Raw genomic sequence first — 21,195 nt, 5'->3', positions numbered from 1 at the left:
AGACGGGACTTGAAATCCACGGCGTGGCTGCTTATTTTCCGGCCTTCGGTTGAGTGCACCTGCCGCCCGCAGCTTCCAAGCCACGGTAAAGCATTCTGAAATTTCGTTTTTGTTCCGGTGACGGCAGAAACGGCAATGCGGGCACCCGTTCATGAAAACGCCGCTCACACACAGGAGCGAAAACAATGACCACAGCTATCATCGCTGGGACCAATAACGCTGACTTCAAGCATCAGGCCCGCCGCCTGCGGCAGGCTTTGAGCGAGGAAGGCATCGCCATCAGCCATGGCAAGGCGCTCGACCTTGTGGCGCGCCAGTCCGGCACACGCGACTGGAACACGCTTGCCGCCAATGGCAGCAACGTGGAAGCCGCACCCGTTCAGGACGACACCGCGCTTTACCGCGTCGGCCAGCGCATCACCGGCATGTTTCACACCACGCCGTTCGACGCCCGTATTATCGCGGTCGAGGAAACGATCAAGCCTGAACTGTGGCGCATCACGCTCCAGTTCGATCCGGCTATCGATGTGGCGGTTTCGCCCAACCTTTTGATGCTGCGCAGGCGCGTCACGGCTGTTGTCGGCACCGACGGCAAATCGCGCCGACTGACCGGCAGCGAAACCGGCGGCATCGCGCTTAAAGTTTCATAATTGCGCAGGACGCACCTCAGGCGCATGATCCGGAAAACTTGACGCGATTTACAGACAGGATTATGCGCATAAGCCGAAACCCGGACTATCCGGCGCGCTTGCAAGCACGCCGGATAATTCGCGAAACAGGTCGGGAGTTGCGACCTATTGGGCAGTTTCGGCCTCAAACGTTGACTCTCCGTCAAGCTGATGTAAACCAGTTTGCAAATTGCAAATTCCCAACCGACAGGTTCAGGACATGGATAAGTTCACCAAGCTCACAGGCGTCGCCGCCCCCCTGCCGATCGTCAACATCGATACGGACATGATCATTCCGAAGGATTATCTGAAGACGATCAAGCGCACGGGTCTGAGCAAGGGTCTTTTCGCCGAAATGCGCTTCAACGAAGACGGTACGGAAAACCCGGATTTCGTCCTGAACAAGCCGGGCTACCGCAACGCGCAGATCCTCGTTGCTGGCGACAATTTCGGCTGCGGTTCCTCGCGCGAGCATGCGCCATGGGCCCTGCTCGATTTCGGCATCCGCTGCGTGATCTCAACCTCTTTCGCCGACATTTTCTACAATAACTGCTTCAAGAATGGCATCCTGCCGATCAAGGTTGCCCAGGAAGACCTGGACAAACTGATGGACGACGCTTCGCGCGGCGCCAATGCAACCCTCACCATCGATCTCGAAGCCAAGGAAATTCACGGCCCGGATGGCGGCACGATTTCCTTCGACCTCGACGATTTCAAGCGCCATTGTCTGCTCAACGGTCTCGACGACATCGGCCTGACCATGGAAAAGGCTGGCAGCATCGACGCATTCGAGGTCAAGCGCGCTGAACTGCGTCCCTGGGCATAATGACGGCATGTACTATATATACTCGGCCAGAATGCCCGCCAGAATGCTCGGTTGCAGGTCTGGCGGCCTGCACAAGTGAATAGGACACGATTGGCTGGAATGGCCCGAGAAGATCAAAGCGGCGACTGGGCGGGACGTCTCTCGCCCTCGCTGGACGAAATCGAATCCATCGCGATTGAAGCTCTTGCACACCTGCCGCAGGAGTTTCGTGCGTTGTGCGGCGACATCATCATCCAGATTGCGGATTTTCCTGATGATCAGATCATCGAGGATATGGGACTGGAAACGCCGTTCGACCTCCTCGGCCTTTTTGAAGGCCGCGGCATCGGCGAACGTTTCAGCCTGCAGACCGGCGAAGGCCCGAACCGCATCACGCTTTATCGTCGCGCGATCCTCGACTACTGGTCCGAGCATGAAGAAGTGCTGGGCGATATCATCACCCATGTTCTGATTCACGAGATCGGCCATCATTTCGGCCTGTCCGATGACGATATGGAAAATATCGAGGCGCAGGCAGAGTAGCTGCCCGCCGTTTCTAGGAGCGCCCTAAAGCGCTCCATCTTCCTTCAAGAATTTGATCCCCATGAGCGAAGCGCACCGGCTGAGCAAGAGGTCTCGTTCATCTGGAAGGTCGGCGGCAAAGCGATCTGCAAGCCTGCGATATGAAGCATCTATTGCTGGATTTGTGAGGTAGCGCGCTTCCATTCTTTCACAAGTGGAGCGGAGTTCGTGAATATTCGGCGAATTAATCATCAATATATCCTCCTATAAAAATCGGAAGATATCATAAAATATAAGGCGCCCTCTTTGGGGCGCCTTTGTGTTTCTTCGTTAAGCCACGCTCAGGCGGACATCGATGTTGCCGCGTGTTGCGTGAGAGTACGGGCAGACGATGTGTGCTGCCTGAACAAGTTCTTCAGCCTTAGCCTTCTCCACGCCGGGAAGCGCTACTTGCAGCGCCACATCGAGGCCAAAGCCCGTACCATCTTCACGTGGGCCGATACCCACAGTCGCGGTTACGGTGCTATCAGCCGAAATGTTGACTTTCTCCTTGGCCGCAACGAATTTCAACGCACCCAGAAAACACGCCGCATAGCCGGAGGCAAAAAGCTGTTCTGGATTGGTGCCCTTACCGCCCGAACCTCCGAGTTCCTTCGGCGTGTCGAGAACGACGCTGAGGCGCCCGTCAGCAGTCTTGGCGCTGCCGGTACGGCCGCCGGTTGCTGTGGATTGGGTTGTGTACAGAATAGGCATTCGAGTTTCTCCTTTGGCTGGTATTCGCAGCCAAGCTTGCAGATTATTAAATTGTGCACAATCTAATTTTGCAAAATATAATATCACGATTATGTGACGCCCAATTCAATTGCGCATGATGTATATATTTGCCAAGGAGTCATCACGATGAAGCGCGACGAACAGGATTCCAACCTCGCCCTTTCCAATATGGTCTGCTTTGCGATCTATTCGACCGCGAATGCGCTGACGCGTGCCTATCAACCAATTCTGAGCAAACTCGACCTCACCTATCCGCAGTTTCTGGTGATGATCGTGCTGTGGGAACAGGACGACCGGACTGTCTCGGAGATCGGCGCAAAACTCAATCTGGATTCAGGCACCTTGACCCCGCTGCTGAAACGCCTTGAAGCCGCCGGACGCATTGCACGACGGCGCGACCCACAGGACGAGCGGCAGGTGCGCATTACATTGACGGATGCGGGCCGGGAGTTGCGCAACGAGGCCGAGAACATCCCCGAGCAGGTGTTCTGCGCACTGGGTCAGCCTATCGATGAGTTGCAGGACTTGCGCACGCGCTTGCTCGACATACGCGGCAATCTCGCCAATAGCATATCCCGCTAACAAAAAAGCGCCGGTTTCCCGGCGCTTTTCAATATCGGTGCTGAGAAAGCAGATCAGGCAGCAAGTGCCTTCGGCTTGATGAGGCCGCGCGCCACCAGCAGTTCGGCAATCTGGATCGTGTTGAGAGCAGCGCCCTTGCGCAGGTTGTCGGAAACAACCCACATTGCCAGACCGTTCTCGACCGTGATGTCCTCGCGGATACGGCTGATATAGGTCGCGTCTTCGCCAGCGGATTCATAAGGCGTGATGTAGCCGCCATTTTCGTGCTTGTCGACAACCTGACAGCCCGGGGCTTCGCGCAGGATTTCACGTGCTTCTTCCGGCGTAATCGGCTTCTCGAATTCGATATTGACGGCTTCGGAGTGACCAATGAAGACCGGAACGCGAACGGCGGTTGCGGTCAGCTTGATCTTCGGATCGAGCATCTTCTTGGTTTCGGCCACCATCTTCCATTCTTCCTTGGTGTAGCCGTCTTCCATGAAGACATCGATATGCGGGATCACGTTGAACGCGATGCGCTTGGTGAACTTCTTCGCCGTGACAGGATCGGCGACAAAAACAGCGCGGGACTGCTCGAACAGCTCATCCATGCCCTCCTTGCCCGCACCCGACACCGATTGATAGGTCGACACGACGACGCGCTTGATCTTGGCGACATCGTGCAGCGGCTTCAAAGCCACGACGAGCTGGGCGGTCGAGCAGTTCGGATTGGCAATGATATTCTTCTTGCGGAAGCCTTCGATTGCGTCGGGGTTCACTTCCGGCACGATCAGCGGCACCTCGGCGTCATAACGCCAGGCCGAGGAATTGTCGATGACGACACAGCCCTGCTTGCCGATCTTGGGCGACCATTCCTTGGAAATTTCGCCGCCGGCAGACATCAGGCAGATGTCCGTATCGGAGAAGTCATACGTGTCGAGCGCCTTGACCTTCAGCGTGCGGTCACCATAGGACACTTCCGTGCCCTGGCTGCGGCGCGATGCAAGCGCGACAACTTCGTCAGCCGGAAAGCCGCGTTCTTCCAGAATATTGAGCATTTCGCGCCCAACATTTCCGGTGGCGCCGACAACTGCAACCTTGAAACCCATTTTTCGTCTCCTGTCCCTCTCCGCTTCCAGATTCGGAACCCCGCAGGCCACGCGGGACTTCCGCCCCCGGGCCAGACCCGGGGAGAGGGCGAGCAGGCCAAGGGAATCAGACCGTTTTCGTGGTCGTTTTAGTAATGGCCGTGAGTGTTTTGGAAATCGAAGGCATGCGCGCCGCCCCGGCAAAAATGCCGGCAGTTCCAAGCGAAACTGACGCTACGTTGACGCGATCCACGCGGTTCTCCTTCGTTCGCCCCTGCTTTTACGCGGTTTATAGAAGGAGTCAATTCTCCAACCCCGCAGGGAGCGCATTTTTTGGCGCTTTATTATTTTTACCTAGTATTTCAAGCCGTCAGTTCTGTCTCATACTAAAGACTACTGCACGAATCCCCTTTTTCGGTTCATCATGCAAGTGTGAGGAGAGTGCCCGGACAGTTGAGAGGAACTGTACCCGGCGCATCAGGCGGACTTCGTTTACCCGGTGAAGAAGGATCGTCTTACATTTGCCCTCAGGGGCTCTGTTTGGGAGGACAGATTAATGGCAGTCTCGTCAAGTGCTGATGTCGGCACACAGAAAATGACGAGCGAAGAACGCAAGGTGATCTTTGCGTCATCGCTTGGTACCGTCTTCGAATGGTACGACTTCTATCTCTACGGAACGCTTGCGGCCTTTATCGGCGCGGCATTCTTCAACGAATATCCGGAAGCAACCCGAAACATCTTCGTTCTGCTTGCCTTCGCGGCAGGCTTCCTCGTGCGCCCCTTCGGCGCCCTTGTTTTCGGACGCATCGGCGATCTCGTCGGGCGTAAATACACATTCCTTGTGACCATCGTCATCATGGGCGCATCCACGTTCCTCGTGGGTATCCTGCCCGGCTCGGCCACGCTCGGCATTTTCGCGCCGATCATCCTGATCGCCCTGCGCATGCTGCAGGGTCTCGCACTCGGCGGTGAATATGGCGGTGCTGCAACTTATGTTGCGGAACATGCTCCGAACAATCGTCGAGGCTTCTTCACGTCATGGATCCAGACCACGGCAACGCTCGGCCTGTTCCTGTCGCTGCTGGTGATCCTCGGCATCCAGGCTGTGATGAGCAAGGAAGCTTTCGCTGCCTGGGGCTGGCGCATTCCATTCCTCGTCTCCATCGTCCTGCTCGGTATTTCCGTCTGGATTCGCATGCAGATGAGCGAATCGCCCGCCTTCAAGCGCATGAAGGAAGAAGGCAAGACCTCCAAGGCTCCGCTTTCCGAAGCATTCGGCCAATGGAAGAACGCCAAGATCGCACTCATCGCCCTTTTCGGCCTCACCGCCGGTCAGGCCGTGGTCTGGTATTGCGGTCAGTTCTACGCCCTGTTCTTCCTGCAGAACGTTCTGAAGGTGGAAAATCAGTCGGCCAATATCATGGTGGCCATTGCCCTTCTGATCGGCACCGGCTTCTTCGTTTTCTGGGGCTGGTTGTCGGACAAGATCGGGCGCAAGCCGATCATCATGGCGGGCCTGCTTCTGGCGGCTGTGACCTACTTCCCGCTGTTCAAGGCGCTGACCCATGCCGCAAACCCGGCTCTGGCCCAGGCTGAACAGACGATCAAGGCAACCGTAACAGCAGCGCCCGGCGATTGTAACTTCCAGTTCAATGCCACCGGCACGTCGAAGTTCACCACCTCTTGCGATGTCGCGACAAGCTTCCTCGCCAAGAGCTCTGTGCCTTATGAAATCGTGCAGACGGCAGCAGCGGGAACGCCTGCAACCATCACGCTCGGTGACAGCACGATCACGTCTTACGACGCTGTTCAGGCTGGAGCAGACGCTGCGACCAAGCAGTCGGCGCTGTCGCATGACGTGAATCTTGCCTTGCAGAAGGCCGGCTTCCCGCTCGTTCGCGATCCCGCGAAAGTGCCGGACAGCAAGCTCGACGCTTTCGTCGCCGCCAATCCGGAACTTCAGCTGAATGCCGAAGCAATCCGCGCTGGCGAGAAGACCATGGTTCCGGCTGCCGATCTGGTGAAGCAGAAGCTTCTGACCCAGACTGAGGCGGACGGGCTCGGTGTCAGCACACCGCAGGCCGTTTTCACGATCCCGGGCGCTGGTGCATTCAAGATGGTTGCCGACCCCGCAGAGGTCAATTGGGTTCTGACAATCGCGATCCTGACCATCCTCGTCATCTATGTGACGATGGTGTATGGCCCGATTGCCGCGATCCTCGTCGAGATGTTCCCGACACGCATCCGCTACACCGGCGTGTCGTTGCCATATCATATCGGCAATGGCTGGTTTGGCGGTCTGCTTCCGGCTGGCGTGTTCGCACTCAGCGCTGCCAAGGGCGACATCTATTACGGTCTCTGGTATCCGATCATCATCGCCTCCGTCACCTTTGTGATCGGCATGATCTTCGTCAAGGAAACCAAGGGCGTCGACCTGCACAAGCTCGACTGATCCTGCAAACAGCAATGCGAAACGCCGCTCCCTAAGGGCGGCGTTTTTGCGTGGTCAGTCTAGATTTTCAGCGATATTGCGCCTCGATCTCGATCAGTTTCTGCTTACGCCAGAGACCGCCGCCATAGCCTGTCAGCGATCCGTCCGCACCGATCACGCGATGGCACGGAATGATGATGGCAATCTGGTTCGCGCCATTGGCCCGCGCCACCGCACGCACGGCAAGCGGCTTTTCCATGGCCTGCGCGAGTTCACTATAGCTGCGTGTCTCCCCAGCCCGGATATTCTGGAGCTCGCGCCAGACATGCTGCGTAAAGGCACTCCCATGCAGGACCAGCGGCAGATCGAACGTCGGAGAATTGCCCTCGAAAAAGGCGTTCAGCTGTCGCTCGACAAGATCATGCGTATCGAAACGACCGATCCCCAGATCACCGCGACAAGTGGCATAAAGCTTCTTCAGTTCGGCTGGCAACGCCTTGCGGTCGACAAATTCGAGGAGATGCAGGTTTCGCGCATCGCAGATCGCGATCATCGTGCCAAGCGGTGACTTGATCCAGTCGGCGCGCAGCAAACCATCGCCCCGCAATTTGCCGGGAGGAAGCCCAAGAATACGCGCAAAGGCGCCGCGGAAAGCTTCGGGAGATTCGAACCCGGCATCGATCTGTGCATCAATCACGCGCCCGCCATCGGCAAGCGCCTGAAACCCGTACCGCAGGCGCTCCTGCCGCGCCATTTCCAGAAACGTCATTCCGAAATGGCGGCGGAAACTGCGCCGGACGGTAGAAGGATCGAGCCCCATGCGAACGACATCCTCTTCGCTCCAGCGGCGCTGCGGGTCGGCTTCAAGCGCTTCGAGAAGTCTCCTGACGGAAGGTTCCGCTTCCGCAGCAGGCTGTAACGGATGGCATCTTTTGCAGGGCCGAAACCCGTCGGCCATGCATTCGGCAACAGATGCGAAGAAGCGGCAGTTTTCCTGTTTCGGTTTTCGCGCCGGACAGGTCAGGCGGCAGAAAATCCCGGTCGAGATAACGCCGACATAGGCCCTGCCCTCAAAAGCGGCATCGCGGGCAACGAGTGCATCGTAAAGTTTGTTTTGATCAGGGAGCGTGAACAACATGCCGCTATTCTTATGCAGCGAAGCACGAATTTACAGCCTCAAATCGGGCACTTATTCAAAAAAGAAAAGCCCGCCATGCGGAGTGCATGACGGGCCATATATCAAGCGATCCTGACCTGCTTAGGCAGCGGAAAGCTTTGAGAACTTGTCGAGGATGGCGTCGCCCATTTCGACGGTGCCGACCTTGGTCGTGCCTTCCGACCAGATATCGGCCGTGCGCAGGCCGTCATCGAGAACCTGTGCAATCGCTGCTTCCAGACGGTCGGCTTCGTCAACAAGGTTGAACGAATAACGCAGGCACATGGCAAGCGAAGCAATCATCGCAATCGGGTTGGCGACGCCCTTGCCGGCAATATCCGGTGCCGAACCGTGGACCGGCTCATAAAGCGCCTTGCGCTTGCCGGTCTTGGAATCGACCGCACCGAGCGAAGCCGATGGCAGCATGCCGAGCGAGCCGGTCAGCATCGCGGCCACGTCAGACAGCATATCGCCGAACAGGTTGTCCGTGACGATGACGTCGAACTGCTTCGGCCAGCGGACGAGCTGCATGCCGCCAGCGTCGGCCAGCATATGTTCCAGTTCCACGTCGGCATGCTTTTCCTTGTGACGCGCGGTCACGACCTGATTCCACAGAACGCCGGACTTCATCACGTTGCGCTTTTCCATCGACGTGACCTTGTTGCGGCGCGTGCGCGCCAGCTCGAAGGCGACATCGGCGATGCGTTCGATTTCGTAAGTGTCGTAGACCTGCGTATCGATGCCGCGCTTCTGGCCATTGCCCAGATCGATGATTTCCTTCGGCTCGCCGAAATAGACGCCACCAGTCAGCTCGCGCAGGATGAGGATATCGAGACCTTCAATAACTTCCGGCTTCAGCGAGGAAGAATGGGCCAGCGCCGGATAGCAGATCGCCGGACGCAGATTTGCATAAAGCTGCATGTCCTTGCGCAGACGCAGAAGACCGGCTTCAGGGCGCACTTCATAAGGCACGCTGTCCCACTTCGGACCGCCAACGGCACCGAAAAGCACGGCATCGGCGGCCAGCGCCTTCTCCATATCCGCATCGGAAATCGCCTGGCCATGCGCATCATAGGCGGAACCGCCAACCAAACCTTCTTCCGTCTCGAAACCGAGATTGAGGCCTGAGTTGAGGAAAGCGATGATCTTGCGGACTTCCGCCATCGCCTCTGGACCGATGCCGTCGCCGGGCAGGAGAAGGAGTTTTCTGGATGCCATAATGCCAAGCCTCTGTTTTATTTCGCATATTCCGCAAAACGGAGACCCGCTTTTTCGAGAATACCGCGTTCAAATTCACGACAATAACGAACAGCGTAGCACCGTCCGCCATCATCTTTATCAAGTTCCGCGAGGGTTATAGAGCCCCGTTGTCCGACAAGCAATAATGCGCATGGCTGAAACTTATGAAAAAGATAGTGGCTTGTGTGGAAATTATATAACAGCCAGGATAGCAGACGCGGCCCAGCGTCGACGCCCAAAGCAACTTGCAGAAAAGCCTGGCAATCACTCAGTCAAACTGCGCGCTTCGGATGGCAGCATGATGGGAATGCCGCCCCGAACCGGATAGGCGAGCTTCGCCTTGTGCGAGATCAGCTCACCATGTTCCGCGTCATATTCAAGCGGGCCCTTGGTTATCGGGCATACCAGGAGTTCCAACAGGCGCACGTCTATATTGCCGGTATCCGTCTTGTCGTCCATGTTCGTATTCCTGAAATCTACTGTAAACGCGATCCGAAATCGTCGTCCTTGACCCGGGCCAGCACCATTTCGGTGATGGCGATCAAAGTAGCGGCACGCGTCTTCAAATCGGGAGCTTCCAGAAGCGCCTGCTTTTCAGCCGGGCCGAAGGGCGACATGATGGAAAGCGCATTGACGAGGGTTTCGTTATTCGCCCGGGCGATACTATCCCAATCAGCTTCCAGATTGTGCGCTTCCAGATAGTCGCGGAACGCACCCAGCAAGGCTTCACGGTCGATCTCTGATGAATCCCGGGCTTCCTCCAGATCCGCAAGAAACGGCATGATGCGGCATTGCCGATAAGGCTGCCGGCAATTGACTTCCTCACGAACACGAAAACGGCAGATGCCCTGAAGGGTAATCAGCAACCGGCCATCGCCCGTTTCCGCAAAAGTTGTTATACGGCCAAGGCAACCGACACTACTCAATTGCGGGCGAAGGCTTTCATCCAGCTCATCGACCGCTTCGTCATCCTCGCCGTCGATTTTCGGCTGGATCATGCCGATGATGCGCTTGCCTGCCAGAGCATTCTCGACCATCGCCAGATAGCGCGGCTCAAAAATATTGAGCGGAAGCTGGCCACCGGGCAGAAGCAGCGCTCCCTTCAACGGGAAAACCGGCACCGTCTCAGGAATATCGGCGCCCGTCCTGTAACGGGCATTGCCCACCTGCATTGCAACCTCCTTTTAGGACTCACGGAGCATGTGTCCTAACAGTTGGAATCCGCATGGCGCGCAAAGCACAGTTTGCCGCCATGCTCCAGACCGCTCGCGATCAGGAAAAGAGAAGCGACGAGAGCTTGCGCCGCGCACCGAGCGTTGCCGGATCGGCATTGCCCCAAGCCTCGAAAAACTGGAGCAACTGCTTGCGTGCTCCGTCCTCGTTCCATTCGCGATCAGCTTTCATGATAAAAAGCAGCTCATTGGCCGCATCTTCACGCCGTCCCTGCGCGTTGCGCACCTGCGCAAGGTCGAACCGCGCCTGATAATCCTTCGGGTCGGCCTGAATTCGTTTCTCGAGTTCAATCGGGTCACCGATGAGCTTGACCTGATCAGCCAGCGCAAGACGTGCTTCCAAAGCTCGAACGGCAGGCGCATTCTGCTTGTCTGCCGGAATCTGGGCCAGAATCTCCCGTGCCTTTTCCGCGTCTCCAGATTCCAGAAGGCAGGTCGCAAGGCCCACAACTGCATCGACATTACCCGGGACCGCATGAAGGATGGACGAAAATATCTCCGATGCCTGAACAAAATCGCCAGCTTCGACCAGCTCGTTCGCCGCAGTGATTGCCTCGGCAATCGCAGTTTCCGCGTCGCTCGGCCCGCCGATCTTGGCAATGAACTCCTTCACCTTCGATTCAGGCACAGCCCCCATGAAACCGTCAACCGGCTGACCGTTGACGAAAGCGATTACCGCCGGAATGGACTGAATGCCCAACTGGCCGGCGATTGCCGGATGATCGTCGATATTCATCTTGACCAGCTTGACGGCGCCGCCAGCCTCGCGGACCGCCTTTTCAATGATCGGAGTCAACTGCTTGCAGGGGCCGCACCACGGCGCCCAGAAATCCACCAGCACCGGCTGATTGCGGGATTCAGCAATTACATCCGCCTGAAAGCCTGCCGTTGTCGTGTCCCTGACGAGATCGGTTCCCCCGGCAGCCGCCGGCGTCGAACCGAAAGAGACATTCGCCGTCATCTGGCCACCTGCACCTGCATAAGGATTATTCTGGCTGGTCATAAGGAATTCCTTCGTATTTTCCGGCCGTTGCCATTCCGCATGCAAACCGGCGTCGTTCATTCAGTTCGTATCTTCGAAAGCCATTTTCAAGACGGTCGTTTCAGCAAGTTGCACCGTAACCTAGCGCTCCTGCTTTCCACTTCAATCGCCCATCGCGGAGCAGGCCGTCCCTGTTGAAAAGCAGTTTATACCGAAGCGTCCGCCTTCGCACCCTCGGAAACGGCAAGAATGCGCGGCTCGTGTCCCGTGGACTTGAGAAAAGCCACAAGGTCGTCGCGCTTGATCGAAGTTGTCGCTTCGTTGGTCAGCGGATGCCCGTTAATGACATCGTATTTCATCAGATCGGCGTCGAGGATAATCTGTACATTATGTTCGGTATCGTTGATCGCGCCGAACACTGTGACCGAACCGGGGATCACGCCTAGATATTCCATCAGCTTTTCCGGCTTGCCGAACGAAACCCGGCTTGCCGCACCGATCAACTGATGAATCGACTTCAAGTCGACTGTCGCATCTTCCTCGACTGTCACGAGGAAAAAATTGTCCTTCTTGTCTTTCAGGAAAAGATTCTTGGTATGACCGCCGGGAATTTCACCGCGCAGGTTTTGGGAATCGGCGACCGTGAACAAGGGAGGATGTTCGACAGTCTTCACTTCGATACCGAGTTTCTGAAGATAGTCGTGTAGCTCGCTCGGCGACAAAGGCATGATCCACCCATTCTGTTCGGTACTGAATATGTCGTGCATGTCGTCACGCTCCTCACGCTTCGACGACATACAGCTGCGCTTATAAACCATGGATGCAGGCTTAGAAACCAGACAAAACAAATTGGGATTATTCCCATCCAGCGCGACGGTATGACTCGTCCTGGCGAAGCCTAGGTTCCTTTATTCGTGTACGCGCCTGCCTTGTTGTTTTGAGAGAAAATCACAGCGGAAACTACGCTCTACGTTTTGAAATAATTTCATATTTACAATTAGTTACCAAAACCATGACAGCTAATTTCGTTGAAACGACATTTTCCTGTAATTTCCCTGTTGCAATCTCGGAAGCGTTAGTTCATATACCGCCTGCCTGACGGAAATGACTGGCGCGAGCGGGTGTAGCTCAGGGGTAGAGCACAACCTTGCCAAGGTTGGGGTCGAGGGTTCGAATCCCTTCGCCCGCTCCAGTTTTCCGGTAAGTAAAGGCAACAAAATCCCGGCTTTGTCCGGGATTTTTGCGTTTCAAGCATATTTGACATTCCGCAGGAACTACTCCGGAGCAGTGCGGTTGCCGTGTGGTCACGAGTTCAGCCCGTGGAATGCTGACCGCGAGCTGAACCTTGATTGTGAAGTAACACAAAGTGTTACGTAACCACGTTTTCTTCGTAAGTCCTTTTAGCCGCTGGAACACAGAGGCAGGCTGGCACGATGAGCACGGCAATAAGCATCATCGCAATGAAAGTTGTGTGAAGGGCATGTTGGAGCGCCAGCCGAAGCTCCTGCCGATCAATCAGCATCTCGGCGCCATTCAGCAGGTCCCGAAGCTGGTCTGACGTAATCGCTACACCGTGATTTGCGTTGGCAAGACCGTAGGTCAGCACCGCCCCCAGAATGGCCGCCCCAAGCGTACTGCCCAGATTGCGCGAAAAGACATTCGATGCAGTGGCGCTGCCGCGCTCGGACCAGTTCACGCTGTCCTGCGTCAGAATCAGCGCCCCGATATTGAGCAGACCCATACCGAATCCCATGATCAGCGAACCGGCGCCCGCCAGTGTGGCTGAGCTTGACGGGTCCAGCATGACGAGCAGAGACGTTCCTAGCGGAATGCAGATGCTCCCGATAATCATGATTGGCCGCAATCCGAACCGCGTAAACTGCCGCGAAGCAATCGTTGCTCCGCATGGCCAGCCAAGCAGCAGCATGGTCAAGGCAAAGCCCGCAACCACCGGAGAACGGTCGAGAACCGTCTGCACATACATCGGCAGGAATGTCGTCAGCCCCATGATCGACATGCTGGCCAGGAAAACCGCCAGATTGGAGAATGCAATCGGGCGCTTCAGCCACAAGCCGGGCGCGACCATGGGTTCCTTCGCGCGCCGCTCCTGCCAGATAAAGGCAATCAGCGAGAGGCCAAAGAGAATGAAAGCCAGAATCACTTCCAGCGAAACCGCGCTCTCCATCAGGGTGAGCGCGATCATCAACGAGGAAATCGAGACGGCAAAAAGCGCTGCGCCAAGCACATCGACGGATACGGGTTTGGAGCGTTTCTCCTCATGCAGGAAGAGAAGAAAGCCCGACGCCGCCAGCATACCGACCGGCACGTTGATCCAGAACACCCACGCCCAGCTGAGATTGTGAATGATCAAACTGCCAAGCAGCGGGCCAACCACCGCAGACAACGCCCAGACGCTGGCAAGATATCCCTGAACCTTGCTGCGCTGAGCTCCGGGAAAAAGGTCTGCCACAACAGTCATGGATGCTGGCTGGATCGCCCCTGCCCCGATGCCCTGCAATAACCGGAAAACAATCATCGAAGGCATTGACCATGCGAAACCGGCCAGTACCGAAGCGATCAGGAACAGGGCGATGCCGAAAAGAAGCACCGGCTTGCGACCATAAATATCCGCCAGTTTTCCGAACACGACTGTCGTTGCCGTCTGGGTCAAAAGAAAGGATGAGAAAACCCAGGAATAGAGATTGAGCTGGCCCAGCTGCGCAGCGATCTGCGGCATTGCGGTCGATACAATCGTCGCCTCGACGGCGATCATGGCCATGCTTGCCATAATCGCGGCAACAACGAGCCCGCGATGAGAATGTTTTTCTGTCATGGATTGCCTTCGGACCGGAACCGGTCGTCTTTGAGGGAAGCCTCCTCGCTTCCGACCTGTTTCTTAGACCTGCCCGGCCACCATCGCAATAGGTTGCCCGGCCCGATCAGTACACATTATTGCTACCTCGGTTATGGCAGTCGGCAGCAAGGCGAGGACGGAACGATTGCTCCGATGTTCAGAGACGGAAGATCAGTTCGCCTTTATACATAATGATGTTCTATCCGGTTGTTTTAATGGGCTATGTGTCCGACAACCGCTTCGCCCTTTTGGAATACCTCCTGGAGAATGACCATGACAAACAGCACAGCGCCCTACTTCCTCGAAGACGCGGACGAAAGCGAGATTTCTTCCGATGTCGCAGGTGTCGGCAATTTTCTGGTAACCACCCACATTCCCATCCGGGCCGATGGGACAATGGAAACCGGCGATATAACCGCTCAAAGCGAGTGCACGCTCAACAGCCTCAAGACATCGCTGGAAAAGGCGGGCAGCAGCCTGGCGAATGTCATTCACTTGACGATCTACCTGACCGATATCAACGAACGCCCCGCCTTTAACGAAGTCTATCTGCGCTTTTTCAAAAAGCCTTTTCCGGTTCGTTGCGCCGTTGGCGTTGCGGGGCTTGCCACGCCCGAGATGCGGGTTGAAGTCACGGCGATGGCGGTACGCAATCAATAATCGACGACGGATGGCGTCGTTCGCCATATCGGGGCCTCGAGCAAGAAGGCCCCGAATTCGCCCTGCCTCAGCAGGAATCCTGCGTGGGCAGCATATAATCATACGCTAATTTCATAATTCGTTTCTTCTAGCCACCTAGCCGACACTCTCGCGTTTATGCAATGCTCATCCATCCAACCAGTGGAGGGGTTCGATAAGATGAGAAAAATCATAACAATAATGGGCATTGCAGGCGCCATTCTGGCAACAGGATTCGCGGCTCATGCGGGAGAGACGCTGGATCGCGTCATGGAAAAGAAGGCCATGGTTGTTGCAACCAATGCAGGCTGGCCTCCCCAAAGCTTTCTGGATGATTCCAACCAGCTCGTAGGATTCGACGTCGACGTGGCCAACGAGATTGGCAAGCGTCTCGGCGTCGCCGTATCCTTCGAGACCCCGGACTGGGCAACTCTGACCGGTGGGCGCTGGCAGGGGCGCTATGACGTCGGCGTCGGATCGGTCACGCCGACCAAAGCGCGCGCGAATGTCATCGATTTTGCCGGCATCTATTATTACAGCCCATACGTCTATGTCGTGCACAAGGACAGCGAAGCGAAGTCGGTCGCGGACCTCAAAGGCAAGGTTATCGGCGTCGAGACCGCAACTACTTCGGAAGATTATGCTCGTCACCAACTGGAGATCGACGCGCCCGGCCTTCCCCCGATCGAGTATAAGCTTGACCCGGGCGAAATTCGTACCTTCGCGGATTCCATGCTGCCTTTCGACGATCTGAGACTGGGTGATGGCGTTCGTATCGATGCGATTGTCGCACCCGAGCAGACAGCGCAGAATGCCATCAAGAACGGTTATCCTGTAAAGATCCTTGAGGGCGAATACGCCTTCCGTGAACCGCTCGTCGTTATTGCCGAAAAGAATGACCCGGATTGGACTGCCAAGATTGGCGAAATCATCAAGGAGATGAAGTCCGACGGTACTTTGGCGACACTCACGGCAAAGTGGTACGGCAAGGACTATAGCGCCGACTGACCTGCCTTTTACATCAATATTGTCGTGAGCCATCGTAACGATGGCTCATGCGATATGCTTATTTTGGTGTTACCATGACATATCCCGTCACTTATTACAGCCGCACCAAGGCAGACGACTTCGCGCGTCCGACGCTTGATCGCGAAATAACAGCAGATGTCGCGGTGATTGGCGGCGGGCTTGCCGGATTGTCGGCCGCTTTGCAGATGTCACATGCAGGCAAGAAGGTTGTTGTCCTGGAAGCCGAAAGCATCGGCTTTGGCGCATCCGGGCGCAACGGCGGATTTGTCAGCCCCGGCTTCGCGACTGGCGGCGACGCGATTGCCGCCCGCGCCGGGAGTGCTGCCGCCAAAACGCTTCACGAAATGTCGATCGAAGGCGTCGAGTTCGTTCGCCAGAACATTGCCGCGCTGAAGATCGAGGAAGCCCAGCTATCACCCGGCATTATGAGCGTTCGCCGATATGACGATGGCGACAGCCTGAAACACTACGCCGATGAACTCTACCGCGACTATGGCTACAAGATCGACTTTCACACAACAGCCGAAACGCGCAACATCCTTAATTCCAGACGTTACTTCCAGTCGGTGACCGACCCGAACGCCTTTCATATCCATCCGTTGAATTATTTGCGGGCGCTCGGCCGAGAGATAGAGCGGCTTGGCGGGCGGATATTCGAGCATAGCCGTGTTGTCCAATTGCTCGACCATAGTGATGGCAAGCTTGTGAAGACGGCCGAAGGACAAGTCAAAGCCGGCGCAGTGCTGATAACCACTGGCGGTTACACCGACGGACTGGTCGGGCAGATCAAGCGGGCCTTCCTGCCCATCGCAACCTATGTGATGGTGAGTGAGGAAGCGCCGGAACTCATTGCATCGGCAATCCGCACCACATCCGCGATCGGTGATAACCGACGGGCGGGCGACTATTATCGCGTGATCGATGGTGGCCGCAGGCTGTTATGGGGTGGGCGCATCACGACACGGGCAGCCGATACGCCCGGTGTCGTCCGGGAACTGCGCACCGAAATGGTGGGAACCTACCCTCAGCTTGCTTCGCTGAAGACGGAACTCGCATGGTCCGGCCTGATGTCCTATGCGAGACATCTCATGCCACAGATCGGCAAGCTGGATCGCGCCACCTGGTATTGCACGGCATTTGGCGGCCACGGCCTCAACACGACCGCCATCGGCGGCAAGGTCGTAGCCGAAGCCATCTGCGGACAAACTGACCGGTACAAGCTTTTCGAAAAGTTCGGGCTCGTCTGGGCCGGAGGTGCAGCGGGTCTCGCAGCTGCCCAGCTGACCTATTGGAAATTGCAGATGCAGGATTGGCTTGCCGAGCGAAAAGCAAGCTGACAGGGGAGAGAATATGCTCGGGAGGTTTTTTCTGACACGGCCTGAGGCCGCCAAACGTACTGTTCAGGTAGCGTTTTTTGTTATCCTGACAGCGCTCTTCTGTTTCATGAATGTCCGGTTTTCCGGCATAACAAACCTGCTTGGCATCGACCCGAAGGTCGCGAAGGCGGGTTTCACCAAGGCGACATTGATTTCCTCTGTTCTGCTCAGTCTCGTGATCTTCGCCAATTGGAGCTTTCTGAGACTTTTTCCGCGTTGGGCACAGATCATCGCCATTTGGACGGAACTGTTCCTGCTGCTGATGATCTTCTTTTATTCATTCAATCTCTCGTTTGAATTCATCGCCAGAAAGATCGGATTTCTCATCAGTCAGGGCGTCGTCACGACGCTTTATATTTCCACCGCCTCCATCTTCTTCGCAACCGTTCTGGCGCTCATCGGCGCTGTGGCCAAACTCTCCAAGAACGGTCTGGTCTACGGCCTGGCGACGTTCTACACATCGCTCTTCCGCGGCCTGCCATTGCTGATGCAGATTTATATTATTTACCTCGGCTTGCCGCAGGTGGGTTATGTCATCGGGCCGATTCCCGCCGGTATTCTGGCGCTGTCCCTGTGCTATGGCGCTTACATGACGGAAATCTTTCGTGCCGGCATCGAAAGCATCCCACGCGGACAACAGGAAGGGGCCGCGGCCTTGGGCCTCGGACCGTCGCAAACAATGTGGCTGGTCATTCTTCCTCAGGCAATGCGCATCATCATTCCGCCAACGGGCAACCAGTTCATCGCCATGCTGAAAGACTCGTCGCTGGTCTCCGTCATTGGCGTATGGGAACTCATGTATCTTGCCCGCACACAGGGCCAGACCGAGTTCCGGCACATCGAAATGCTCATAACTGCATCGATGATCTACTGGGCCCTGTCCGTCGTTCTGGAATATGGTCAGGCGAAACTCGAAGCTCGCTTCAAACGTTCTTTGGCGCGTTAAACGCGCCATCGGGTGTAGGCCTGAACGGTACAAACGAAAATCGGCGCGGAAATAACCGCGCCGATCCATTTTAAAGCCCGTTTCTGATTACCGTCGCCACCTGAGCGACATGCACGACAGACCGGCATCAATCCGGCCGATTTCCCCGGTCTTCAAGGCGACGACCTTGTATCCCTCTTTATCCAGCAGATCGATTGTGCGGGGATAATCCGCACCGACGAATACGACATCGTTGACCCTGAGCGCGTTGGCCGCCGCCTCTTCACCCTCCGGCGTCACAATTTCGCGCATACCCCGAAAGAAACCGGAACCCGCCAGCCTGTGCGTTGCAAGCACTGTCTCTTCGTCCAGCAGCGAGCAATCGGTCTTGAAATGCAGCACGCCCTTCGGTGTCTCTACGATTTCCGCGGCGCGACCGAGGGTAGCCAGCGCTGCACGAAGTCCCTCGGCGCCGCCTTTATCGGTACGCGCCGACAGGCCGATCATCACTGTCGATGATGTAACCAGAACGTCCCCGCCATCGGCGAATCCCGGTGAAGGAAGCGGCACGACCCGCTCGAAAAGGGAACGCAGAACCGGTTCGATTTCAGCCGTTTCGCCCATGCGCGATGGTGCGCCTGGGCGCAGCAGAACTGCTCCTTCGTGAAACACCAGCGCCGGGTCTTCCACGAATATCGAATCCGGAAATTCTTCCATCGGCGGAAGAACGGTCACGTCGACACCTGCGTTCCGCAACGCTTCTACATAGGCTTCGTGCTCTTCCTTGACGCCCCCATAGGTCGGATTGCCCCTGTCATCGGCACGCAAGCCGTTGACGACGGATCGTCCCGGCGTGCGGACGATAGCTGCATTGAATTCATATACGGCTGCCATGGGATCACTCAGATTTAAGGTAGGTTTCAGCAAGCTCGGTCCAGAAGGCCGCGCCGATGGGAATGAGGTCGTCATTGAAATCATAAGAGGGGTGGTGGAGCTGAAAATCGTTCTCTCCCTTGCCGCCCCCCACAAAGAAGTAGGTTCCGGGTCGCTCAACGAGCATATAGGCAAAATCCTCACTGCCCATGAAAGGACGCTCCAGATCAATCACGTTCGTCGCGCCAAACGACTTGATGGCCAGAGTACGTGCAAAATCTGTTTCTGCACTGTGATTAATCGTTGCGTCGTAACTGCGCAGATACTCCACTTCAGCAGTTAGTCCGAAGCTCTCTGCCTGATGCGCTGCAACACGTTTGATGCGTTGCTCGATCTGATCGCGGATGGTGGGCGAAAAAGTGCGAATACCGACGACGATTTCTGCAGTCGATGGAATGATATTGCTGGCCGAACCACCATGGAATGCGGCAACGGTCACAACCGCCGGGTCAAGCGCCGGCACGTTACGCGACTTGATGGTCTGCAGGGCCATCACAATCGATGCGCCCGCCGTTATCGGATCGGCGGTCTTTTCCGGCTCCGAGCCGTGTCCCCCGTAACCGTTCACCCTTATAATAGCCTCATCGACCGCGGCCATGATCGGCCCATCGCGGAAGGCGAATTTGCCAAGCGGAATGCCGGGATCGTTGTGAAGGGCAAAAACAGCATCACAGGGGAACCGGTCGAACAGGCCTTCGTCTATCATGATCTTGGCGCCGCCGAAGTTTTCTTCAGCGGGCTGGAAAATCAGATGAATTGTTCCGTCGAAATTACGGCGTTCCGCCAAAGCCTTGGCAGCACCGAGCAACATGGTCGTATGGCCATCATGTCCACAGGCATGCATCAGACCCGGAGACTTGCTGGAATAGGGCAAATTTGTCTGCTCATGAATGGGAAGCGCATCGATATCAGCACGAATGCCGATGGACTTGCGGCTTGATCCGTTCGTCAAAGTGCCGACGATCCCGGTTTTCGCAAGTCCTCGCGTGACCTTGTATCCCAGAGCCTCAAGCTGCCGCGCAACGATCTCGGAAGTCCGTTCTTCCTCGAGTCCCAGTTCAGGGTGGGCATGAAGGTCATGCCGCAATGCCGTCAACTCGGGCAGGCTATTGAGAATAGTGGGTGAAAAATCGCGCATTCAAGCACCTCTTGTCGGAATTCGGTTCTCAAGACGCCGGAAGACCCAGACCAGGCCCGCGGTCAATATCATGTAGATGAGGGCCAGCAGCAGAAGCGGCTCATAAGTGAGATAGGTTTCCTGGCGTACCCGCGAAACGACGCCATAGACGTCAACAACGGTGATCGTCGCCACCAGCGGGGTCGATTTCAATTGCAGAACCGTTTCGCCGTTCAGCGTGGGCAAGGCGCGATGGATGGCGCGCGGCAGCCAGATACGACGAAACACTTTCCAGGGCGACATGCCGAACGCACGCCCGGCCTGCAGCTCGCCAGACGGCACGCCGGCAAACGCACCGCGCATGACCTCCCCCTCATAGGCCGCGAAAGAGATCGTCAGCGCGGCAAGTCCATATGGCCATGCCTCGCGCAGATAAGGCCAGATAAAGGAGCCGCGAATGCCGGGAATAGAGGGAAACAGCGAACCAAGGCCATAATAGAGCAGCCACAGCTGCAACAGCAACGGTGTTCCCCGGATGACGGTGCAGAACGCCTTCGCTGGCCACCGCAACCACCATGGGCCAGTCACCTGGAGCAGCCCGAGGGGAAGAGCCAGCATAAACCCCAGAATTGCAGATCCGAACAGCATGAACAGAGTTACCACGATGCCGGAACCCAGGCGGGGCAGGTATTGCGGCAGCCACTCCCAGCGACCAAATATCACCGCCGATGCAACCAACGCGATTGCGATGACAATCAGCACAAGCCGGTGCGGTTCGAGCCAGTTTCTGACGGAGGTCTGGTTTTCCAATACTGCTATGCTCAT

General features: G+C 56.5%; 22 protein-coding genes and 1 tRNA gene. 10 read left to right on the top strand and 13 right to left on the bottom strand.

Features of this window, described 5'->3' with window-relative positions:
- Nucleotides 1-185: 185 nt before the first annotated feature.
- The 3 genes from J9800_RS00300 (at nucleotide 186) to J9800_RS00290 (ending at nucleotide 2,016) form a co-directional block, all read left to right on the top strand.
- Nucleotides 186-650: a glyoxalase superfamily protein gene (locus J9800_RS00300; RefSeq protein WP_210845375.1), complete on the top strand. Its 465-nt coding sequence runs from the start codon at nucleotides 186-188 to the stop codon at nucleotides 648-650.
- 238 nt (nucleotides 651-888) lie between these two features.
- Nucleotides 889-1,494, top strand: a complete 606-nt coding sequence (gene leuD / locus J9800_RS00295) for a 3-isopropylmalate dehydratase small subunit (RefSeq protein ID WP_112588707.1) — start codon at nucleotides 889-891, stop codon at nucleotides 1,492-1,494.
- A gap of 99 nt (nucleotides 1,495-1,593) precedes the next feature.
- Nucleotides 1,594-2,016, top strand: a complete 423-nt coding sequence (locus tag J9800_RS00290) for a metallopeptidase family protein (RefSeq protein WP_006472228.1) — start codon at nucleotides 1,594-1,596, stop codon at nucleotides 2,014-2,016.
- Nucleotides 2,017-2,040: 24 nt separating this feature from the next.
- On the opposite strand, the gene J9800_RS00285 is transcribed toward J9800_RS00290, so the two are convergent.
- Nucleotides 2,041-2,250: a hypothetical protein gene (locus tag J9800_RS00285; protein ID WP_502710098.1), complete on the bottom strand. Its 210-nt coding sequence runs from the start codon at nucleotides 2,248-2,250 to the stop codon at nucleotides 2,041-2,043.
- Nucleotides 2,251-2,325: 75 nt separating this feature from the next.
- Entirely contained in the window at nucleotides 2,326-2,748 is a 423-nt protein-coding gene (locus tag J9800_RS00280) for an organic hydroperoxide resistance protein (protein ID WP_114215202.1), read from the bottom strand.
- A gap of 147 nt (nucleotides 2,749-2,895) precedes the next feature.
- On the opposite strand from J9800_RS00280, the gene ohrR reads away from it, so the two are divergent.
- On the top strand, nucleotides 2,896-3,351 hold the full coding sequence (ohrR, locus tag J9800_RS00275; RefSeq protein ID WP_114215203.1) for a transcriptional regulator OhrR: 456 nt from the start codon (nucleotides 2,896-2,898) through the stop codon (nucleotides 3,349-3,351).
- Between the two features lie 53 nt (nucleotides 3,352-3,404).
- Here ohrR and J9800_RS00270 read toward each other — a convergent pair whose 3' ends face one another.
- On the bottom strand, nucleotides 3,405-4,439 hold the full coding sequence (locus J9800_RS00270) for an aspartate-semialdehyde dehydrogenase (protein ID WP_114215204.1): 1,035 nt from the start codon (nucleotides 4,437-4,439) through the stop codon (nucleotides 3,405-3,407).
- Nucleotides 4,440-4,974: 535 nt separating this feature from the next.
- Here J9800_RS00270 and J9800_RS00265 point away from each other — a divergent pair.
- On the top strand, nucleotides 4,975-6,870 hold the full coding sequence (locus J9800_RS00265) for an MFS transporter (protein ID WP_210845374.1): 1,896 nt from the start codon (nucleotides 4,975-4,977) through the stop codon (nucleotides 6,868-6,870).
- A gap of 67 nt (nucleotides 6,871-6,937) precedes the next feature.
- Here J9800_RS00265 and J9800_RS00260 read toward each other — a convergent pair whose 3' ends face one another.
- The 6 genes from J9800_RS00260 to J9800_RS00235 form a co-directional block, all read right to left on the bottom strand.
- Nucleotides 6,938-7,987: a bifunctional transcriptional activator/DNA repair enzyme AdaA gene (locus J9800_RS00260; RefSeq protein ID WP_114215206.1), complete on the bottom strand. Its 1,050-nt coding sequence runs from the start codon at nucleotides 7,985-7,987 to the stop codon at nucleotides 6,938-6,940.
- Between the two features lie 120 nt (nucleotides 7,988-8,107).
- The gene (gene leuB / locus J9800_RS00255; protein WP_210845373.1) at nucleotides 8,108-9,223 is read right to left on the bottom strand and encodes a 3-isopropylmalate dehydrogenase; all 1,116 of its coding nucleotides are present in this window, start codon (nucleotides 9,221-9,223) and stop codon (nucleotides 8,108-8,110) included.
- A gap of 285 nt (nucleotides 9,224-9,508) precedes the next feature.
- A complete protein-coding gene (locus J9800_RS00250) occupies nucleotides 9,509-9,703 on the bottom strand; it encodes a Trm112 family protein (protein ID WP_112588688.1) in 195 nt (64 codons plus the stop codon).
- Nucleotides 9,704-9,720: 17 nt separating this feature from the next.
- Nucleotides 9,721-10,416, bottom strand: a complete 696-nt coding sequence (locus J9800_RS00245) for an LON peptidase substrate-binding domain-containing protein (RefSeq protein WP_114215208.1) — start codon at nucleotides 10,414-10,416, stop codon at nucleotides 9,721-9,723.
- Nucleotides 10,417-10,516: 100 nt separating this feature from the next.
- Entirely contained in the window at nucleotides 10,517-11,479 is a 963-nt protein-coding gene (gene trxA / locus J9800_RS00240) for a thioredoxin (RefSeq protein ID WP_112588684.1), read from the bottom strand.
- Nucleotides 11,480-11,664: 185 nt separating this feature from the next.
- A complete protein-coding gene (locus J9800_RS00235; protein ID WP_210845650.1) occupies nucleotides 11,665-12,186 on the bottom strand; it encodes a prolyl-tRNA synthetase associated domain-containing protein in 522 nt (173 codons plus the stop codon).
- 389 nt (nucleotides 12,187-12,575) lie between these two features.
- Between J9800_RS00235 and J9800_RS00230 the strand changes: the two genes are divergently transcribed.
- Nucleotides 12,576-12,650: transfer RNA gene (locus tag J9800_RS00230), tRNA-Gly, on the top strand.
- A gap of 177 nt (nucleotides 12,651-12,827) precedes the next feature.
- On the opposite strand, the gene J9800_RS00225 is transcribed toward J9800_RS00230, so the two are convergent.
- On the bottom strand, nucleotides 12,828-14,291 hold the full coding sequence (locus tag J9800_RS00225; protein ID WP_114215209.1) for an MDR family MFS transporter: 1,464 nt from the start codon (nucleotides 14,289-14,291) through the stop codon (nucleotides 12,828-12,830).
- 294 nt (nucleotides 14,292-14,585) lie between these two features.
- Between J9800_RS00225 and J9800_RS00220 the strand changes: the two genes are divergently transcribed.
- The 4 genes from J9800_RS00220 to J9800_RS00205 all read left to right on the top strand — a co-directional run bounded on the left by J9800_RS00220 (nucleotide 14,586) and on the right by J9800_RS00205 (nucleotide 18,341).
- Nucleotides 14,586-14,972: a RidA family protein gene (locus tag J9800_RS00220; protein WP_114215210.1), complete on the top strand. Its 387-nt coding sequence runs from the start codon at nucleotides 14,586-14,588 to the stop codon at nucleotides 14,970-14,972.
- 198 nt (nucleotides 14,973-15,170) lie between these two features.
- The gene (locus J9800_RS00215; protein WP_502696709.1) at nucleotides 15,171-15,998 is read left to right on the top strand and encodes a transporter substrate-binding domain-containing protein; all 828 of its coding nucleotides are present in this window, start codon (nucleotides 15,171-15,173) and stop codon (nucleotides 15,996-15,998) included.
- A 74-nt stretch (nucleotides 15,999-16,072) separates the two neighbouring features.
- On the top strand, nucleotides 16,073-17,356 hold the full coding sequence (locus tag J9800_RS00210) for an NAD(P)/FAD-dependent oxidoreductase (RefSeq protein ID WP_114215242.1): 1,284 nt from the start codon (nucleotides 16,073-16,075) through the stop codon (nucleotides 17,354-17,356).
- Between the two features lie 13 nt (nucleotides 17,357-17,369).
- Nucleotides 17,370-18,341 carry an amino acid ABC transporter permease gene (locus J9800_RS00205; RefSeq protein WP_114215211.1) on the top strand — a complete coding sequence of 324 codons (972 nt, stop codon included), beginning with the start codon at nucleotides 17,370-17,372 and terminating at the stop codon, nucleotides 18,339-18,341.
- Nucleotides 18,342-18,428: 87 nt separating this feature from the next.
- On the opposite strand, the gene J9800_RS00200 is transcribed toward J9800_RS00205, so the two are convergent.
- The 3 genes from J9800_RS00200 to J9800_RS00190 are packed head-to-tail and all read right to left on the bottom strand — an operon-like array spanning nucleotide 18,429 to nucleotide 21,195.
- A complete protein-coding gene (locus J9800_RS00200; protein WP_114215212.1) occupies nucleotides 18,429-19,214 on the bottom strand; it encodes a dimethylarginine dimethylaminohydrolase family protein in 786 nt (261 codons plus the stop codon).
- Nucleotides 19,215-19,218: 4 nt separating this feature from the next.
- A complete protein-coding gene (locus tag J9800_RS00195) occupies nucleotides 19,219-20,391 on the bottom strand; it encodes a M20 aminoacylase family protein (protein WP_114215213.1) in 1,173 nt (390 codons plus the stop codon).
- A complete protein-coding gene (locus tag J9800_RS00190) occupies nucleotides 20,392-21,195 on the bottom strand; it encodes an ABC transporter permease (RefSeq protein ID WP_114215214.1) in 804 nt (267 codons plus the stop codon).

This window comes from Ochrobactrum sp. AP1BH01-1 (assembly GCF_018066705.1).
Lineage (GTDB): Bacteria > Pseudomonadota > Alphaproteobacteria > Rhizobiales > Rhizobiaceae > Brucella.
Note: the sequence above shows the minus strand (reverse complement) of the source record. Positions and strands in the feature narration are given on the sequence as shown.

Bases quoted from the DNA above. Each gene is read 5' to 3' on its own strand.
- J9800_RS00200 (WP_114215212.1), bottom strand. From the start codon at position 19,214: ATGGCAGCCGTATATGAATTCAATGCAGCTATCGTCCGCACGCCGGGA.
- J9800_RS00195 (WP_114215213.1), bottom strand. From the start codon at position 20,391: ATGCGCGATTTTTCACCCACTATTCTCAATAGCCTGCCCGAGTTGACG.
- J9800_RS00205 (WP_114215211.1), top strand. From the start codon at position 17,370: ATGCTCGGGAGGTTTTTTCTGACACGGCCTGAGGCCGCCAAACGTACT.
- J9800_RS00215 (WP_502696709.1), top strand. From the start codon at position 15,171: ATGAGAAAAATCATAACAATAATGGGCATTGCAGGCGCCATTCTGGCA.
- J9800_RS00290 (WP_006472228.1), top strand. From the start codon at position 1,594: ATGGCCCGAGAAGATCAAAGCGGCGACTGGGCGGGACGTCTCTCGCCC.
- J9800_RS00235 (WP_210845650.1), bottom strand. From the start codon at position 12,186: ATGCCTTTGTCGCCGAGCGAGCTACACGACTATCTTCAGAAACTCGGT.
- J9800_RS00245 (WP_114215208.1), bottom strand. From the start codon at position 10,416: ATGCAGGTGGGCAATGCCCGTTACAGGACGGGCGCCGATATTCCTGAG.
- J9800_RS00220 (WP_114215210.1), top strand. From the start codon at position 14,586: ATGACAAACAGCACAGCGCCCTACTTCCTCGAAGACGCGGACGAAAGC.
- J9800_RS00265 (WP_210845374.1), top strand. From the start codon at position 4,975: ATGGCAGTCTCGTCAAGTGCTGATGTCGGCACACAGAAAATGACGAGC.
- J9800_RS00260 (WP_114215206.1), bottom strand. From the start codon at position 7,987: ATGTTGTTCACGCTCCCTGATCAAAACAAACTTTACGATGCACTCGTT.
- ohrR (WP_114215203.1), top strand. From the start codon at position 2,896: ATGAAGCGCGACGAACAGGATTCCAACCTCGCCCTTTCCAATATGGTC.
- J9800_RS00225 (WP_114215209.1), bottom strand. From the start codon at position 14,291: ATGACAGAAAAACATTCTCATCGCGGGCTCGTTGTTGCCGCGATTATG.
- J9800_RS00250 (WP_112588688.1), bottom strand. From the start codon at position 9,703: ATGGACGACAAGACGGATACCGGCAATATAGACGTGCGCCTGTTGGAA.
- J9800_RS00280 (WP_114215202.1), bottom strand. From the start codon at position 2,748: ATGCCTATTCTGTACACAACCCAATCCACAGCAACCGGCGGCCGTACC.
- J9800_RS00190 (WP_114215214.1), bottom strand. From the start codon at position 21,195: ATGAGCATAGCAGTATTGGAAAACCAGACCTCCGTCAGAAACTGGCTC.
- leuB (WP_210845373.1), bottom strand. From the start codon at position 9,223: ATGGCATCCAGAAAACTCCTTCTCCTGCCCGGCGACGGCATCGGTCCA.
- trxA (WP_112588684.1), bottom strand. From the start codon at position 11,479: ATGACCAGCCAGAATAATCCTTATGCAGGTGCAGGTGGCCAGATGACG.
- J9800_RS00270 (WP_114215204.1), bottom strand. From the start codon at position 4,439: ATGGGTTTCAAGGTTGCAGTTGTCGGCGCCACCGGAAATGTTGGGCGC.
- J9800_RS00300 (WP_210845375.1), top strand. From the start codon at position 186: ATGACCACAGCTATCATCGCTGGGACCAATAACGCTGACTTCAAGCAT.
- J9800_RS00210 (WP_114215242.1), top strand. From the start codon at position 16,073: ATGACATATCCCGTCACTTATTACAGCCGCACCAAGGCAGACGACTTC.
- leuD (WP_112588707.1), top strand. From the start codon at position 889: ATGGATAAGTTCACCAAGCTCACAGGCGTCGCCGCCCCCCTGCCGATC.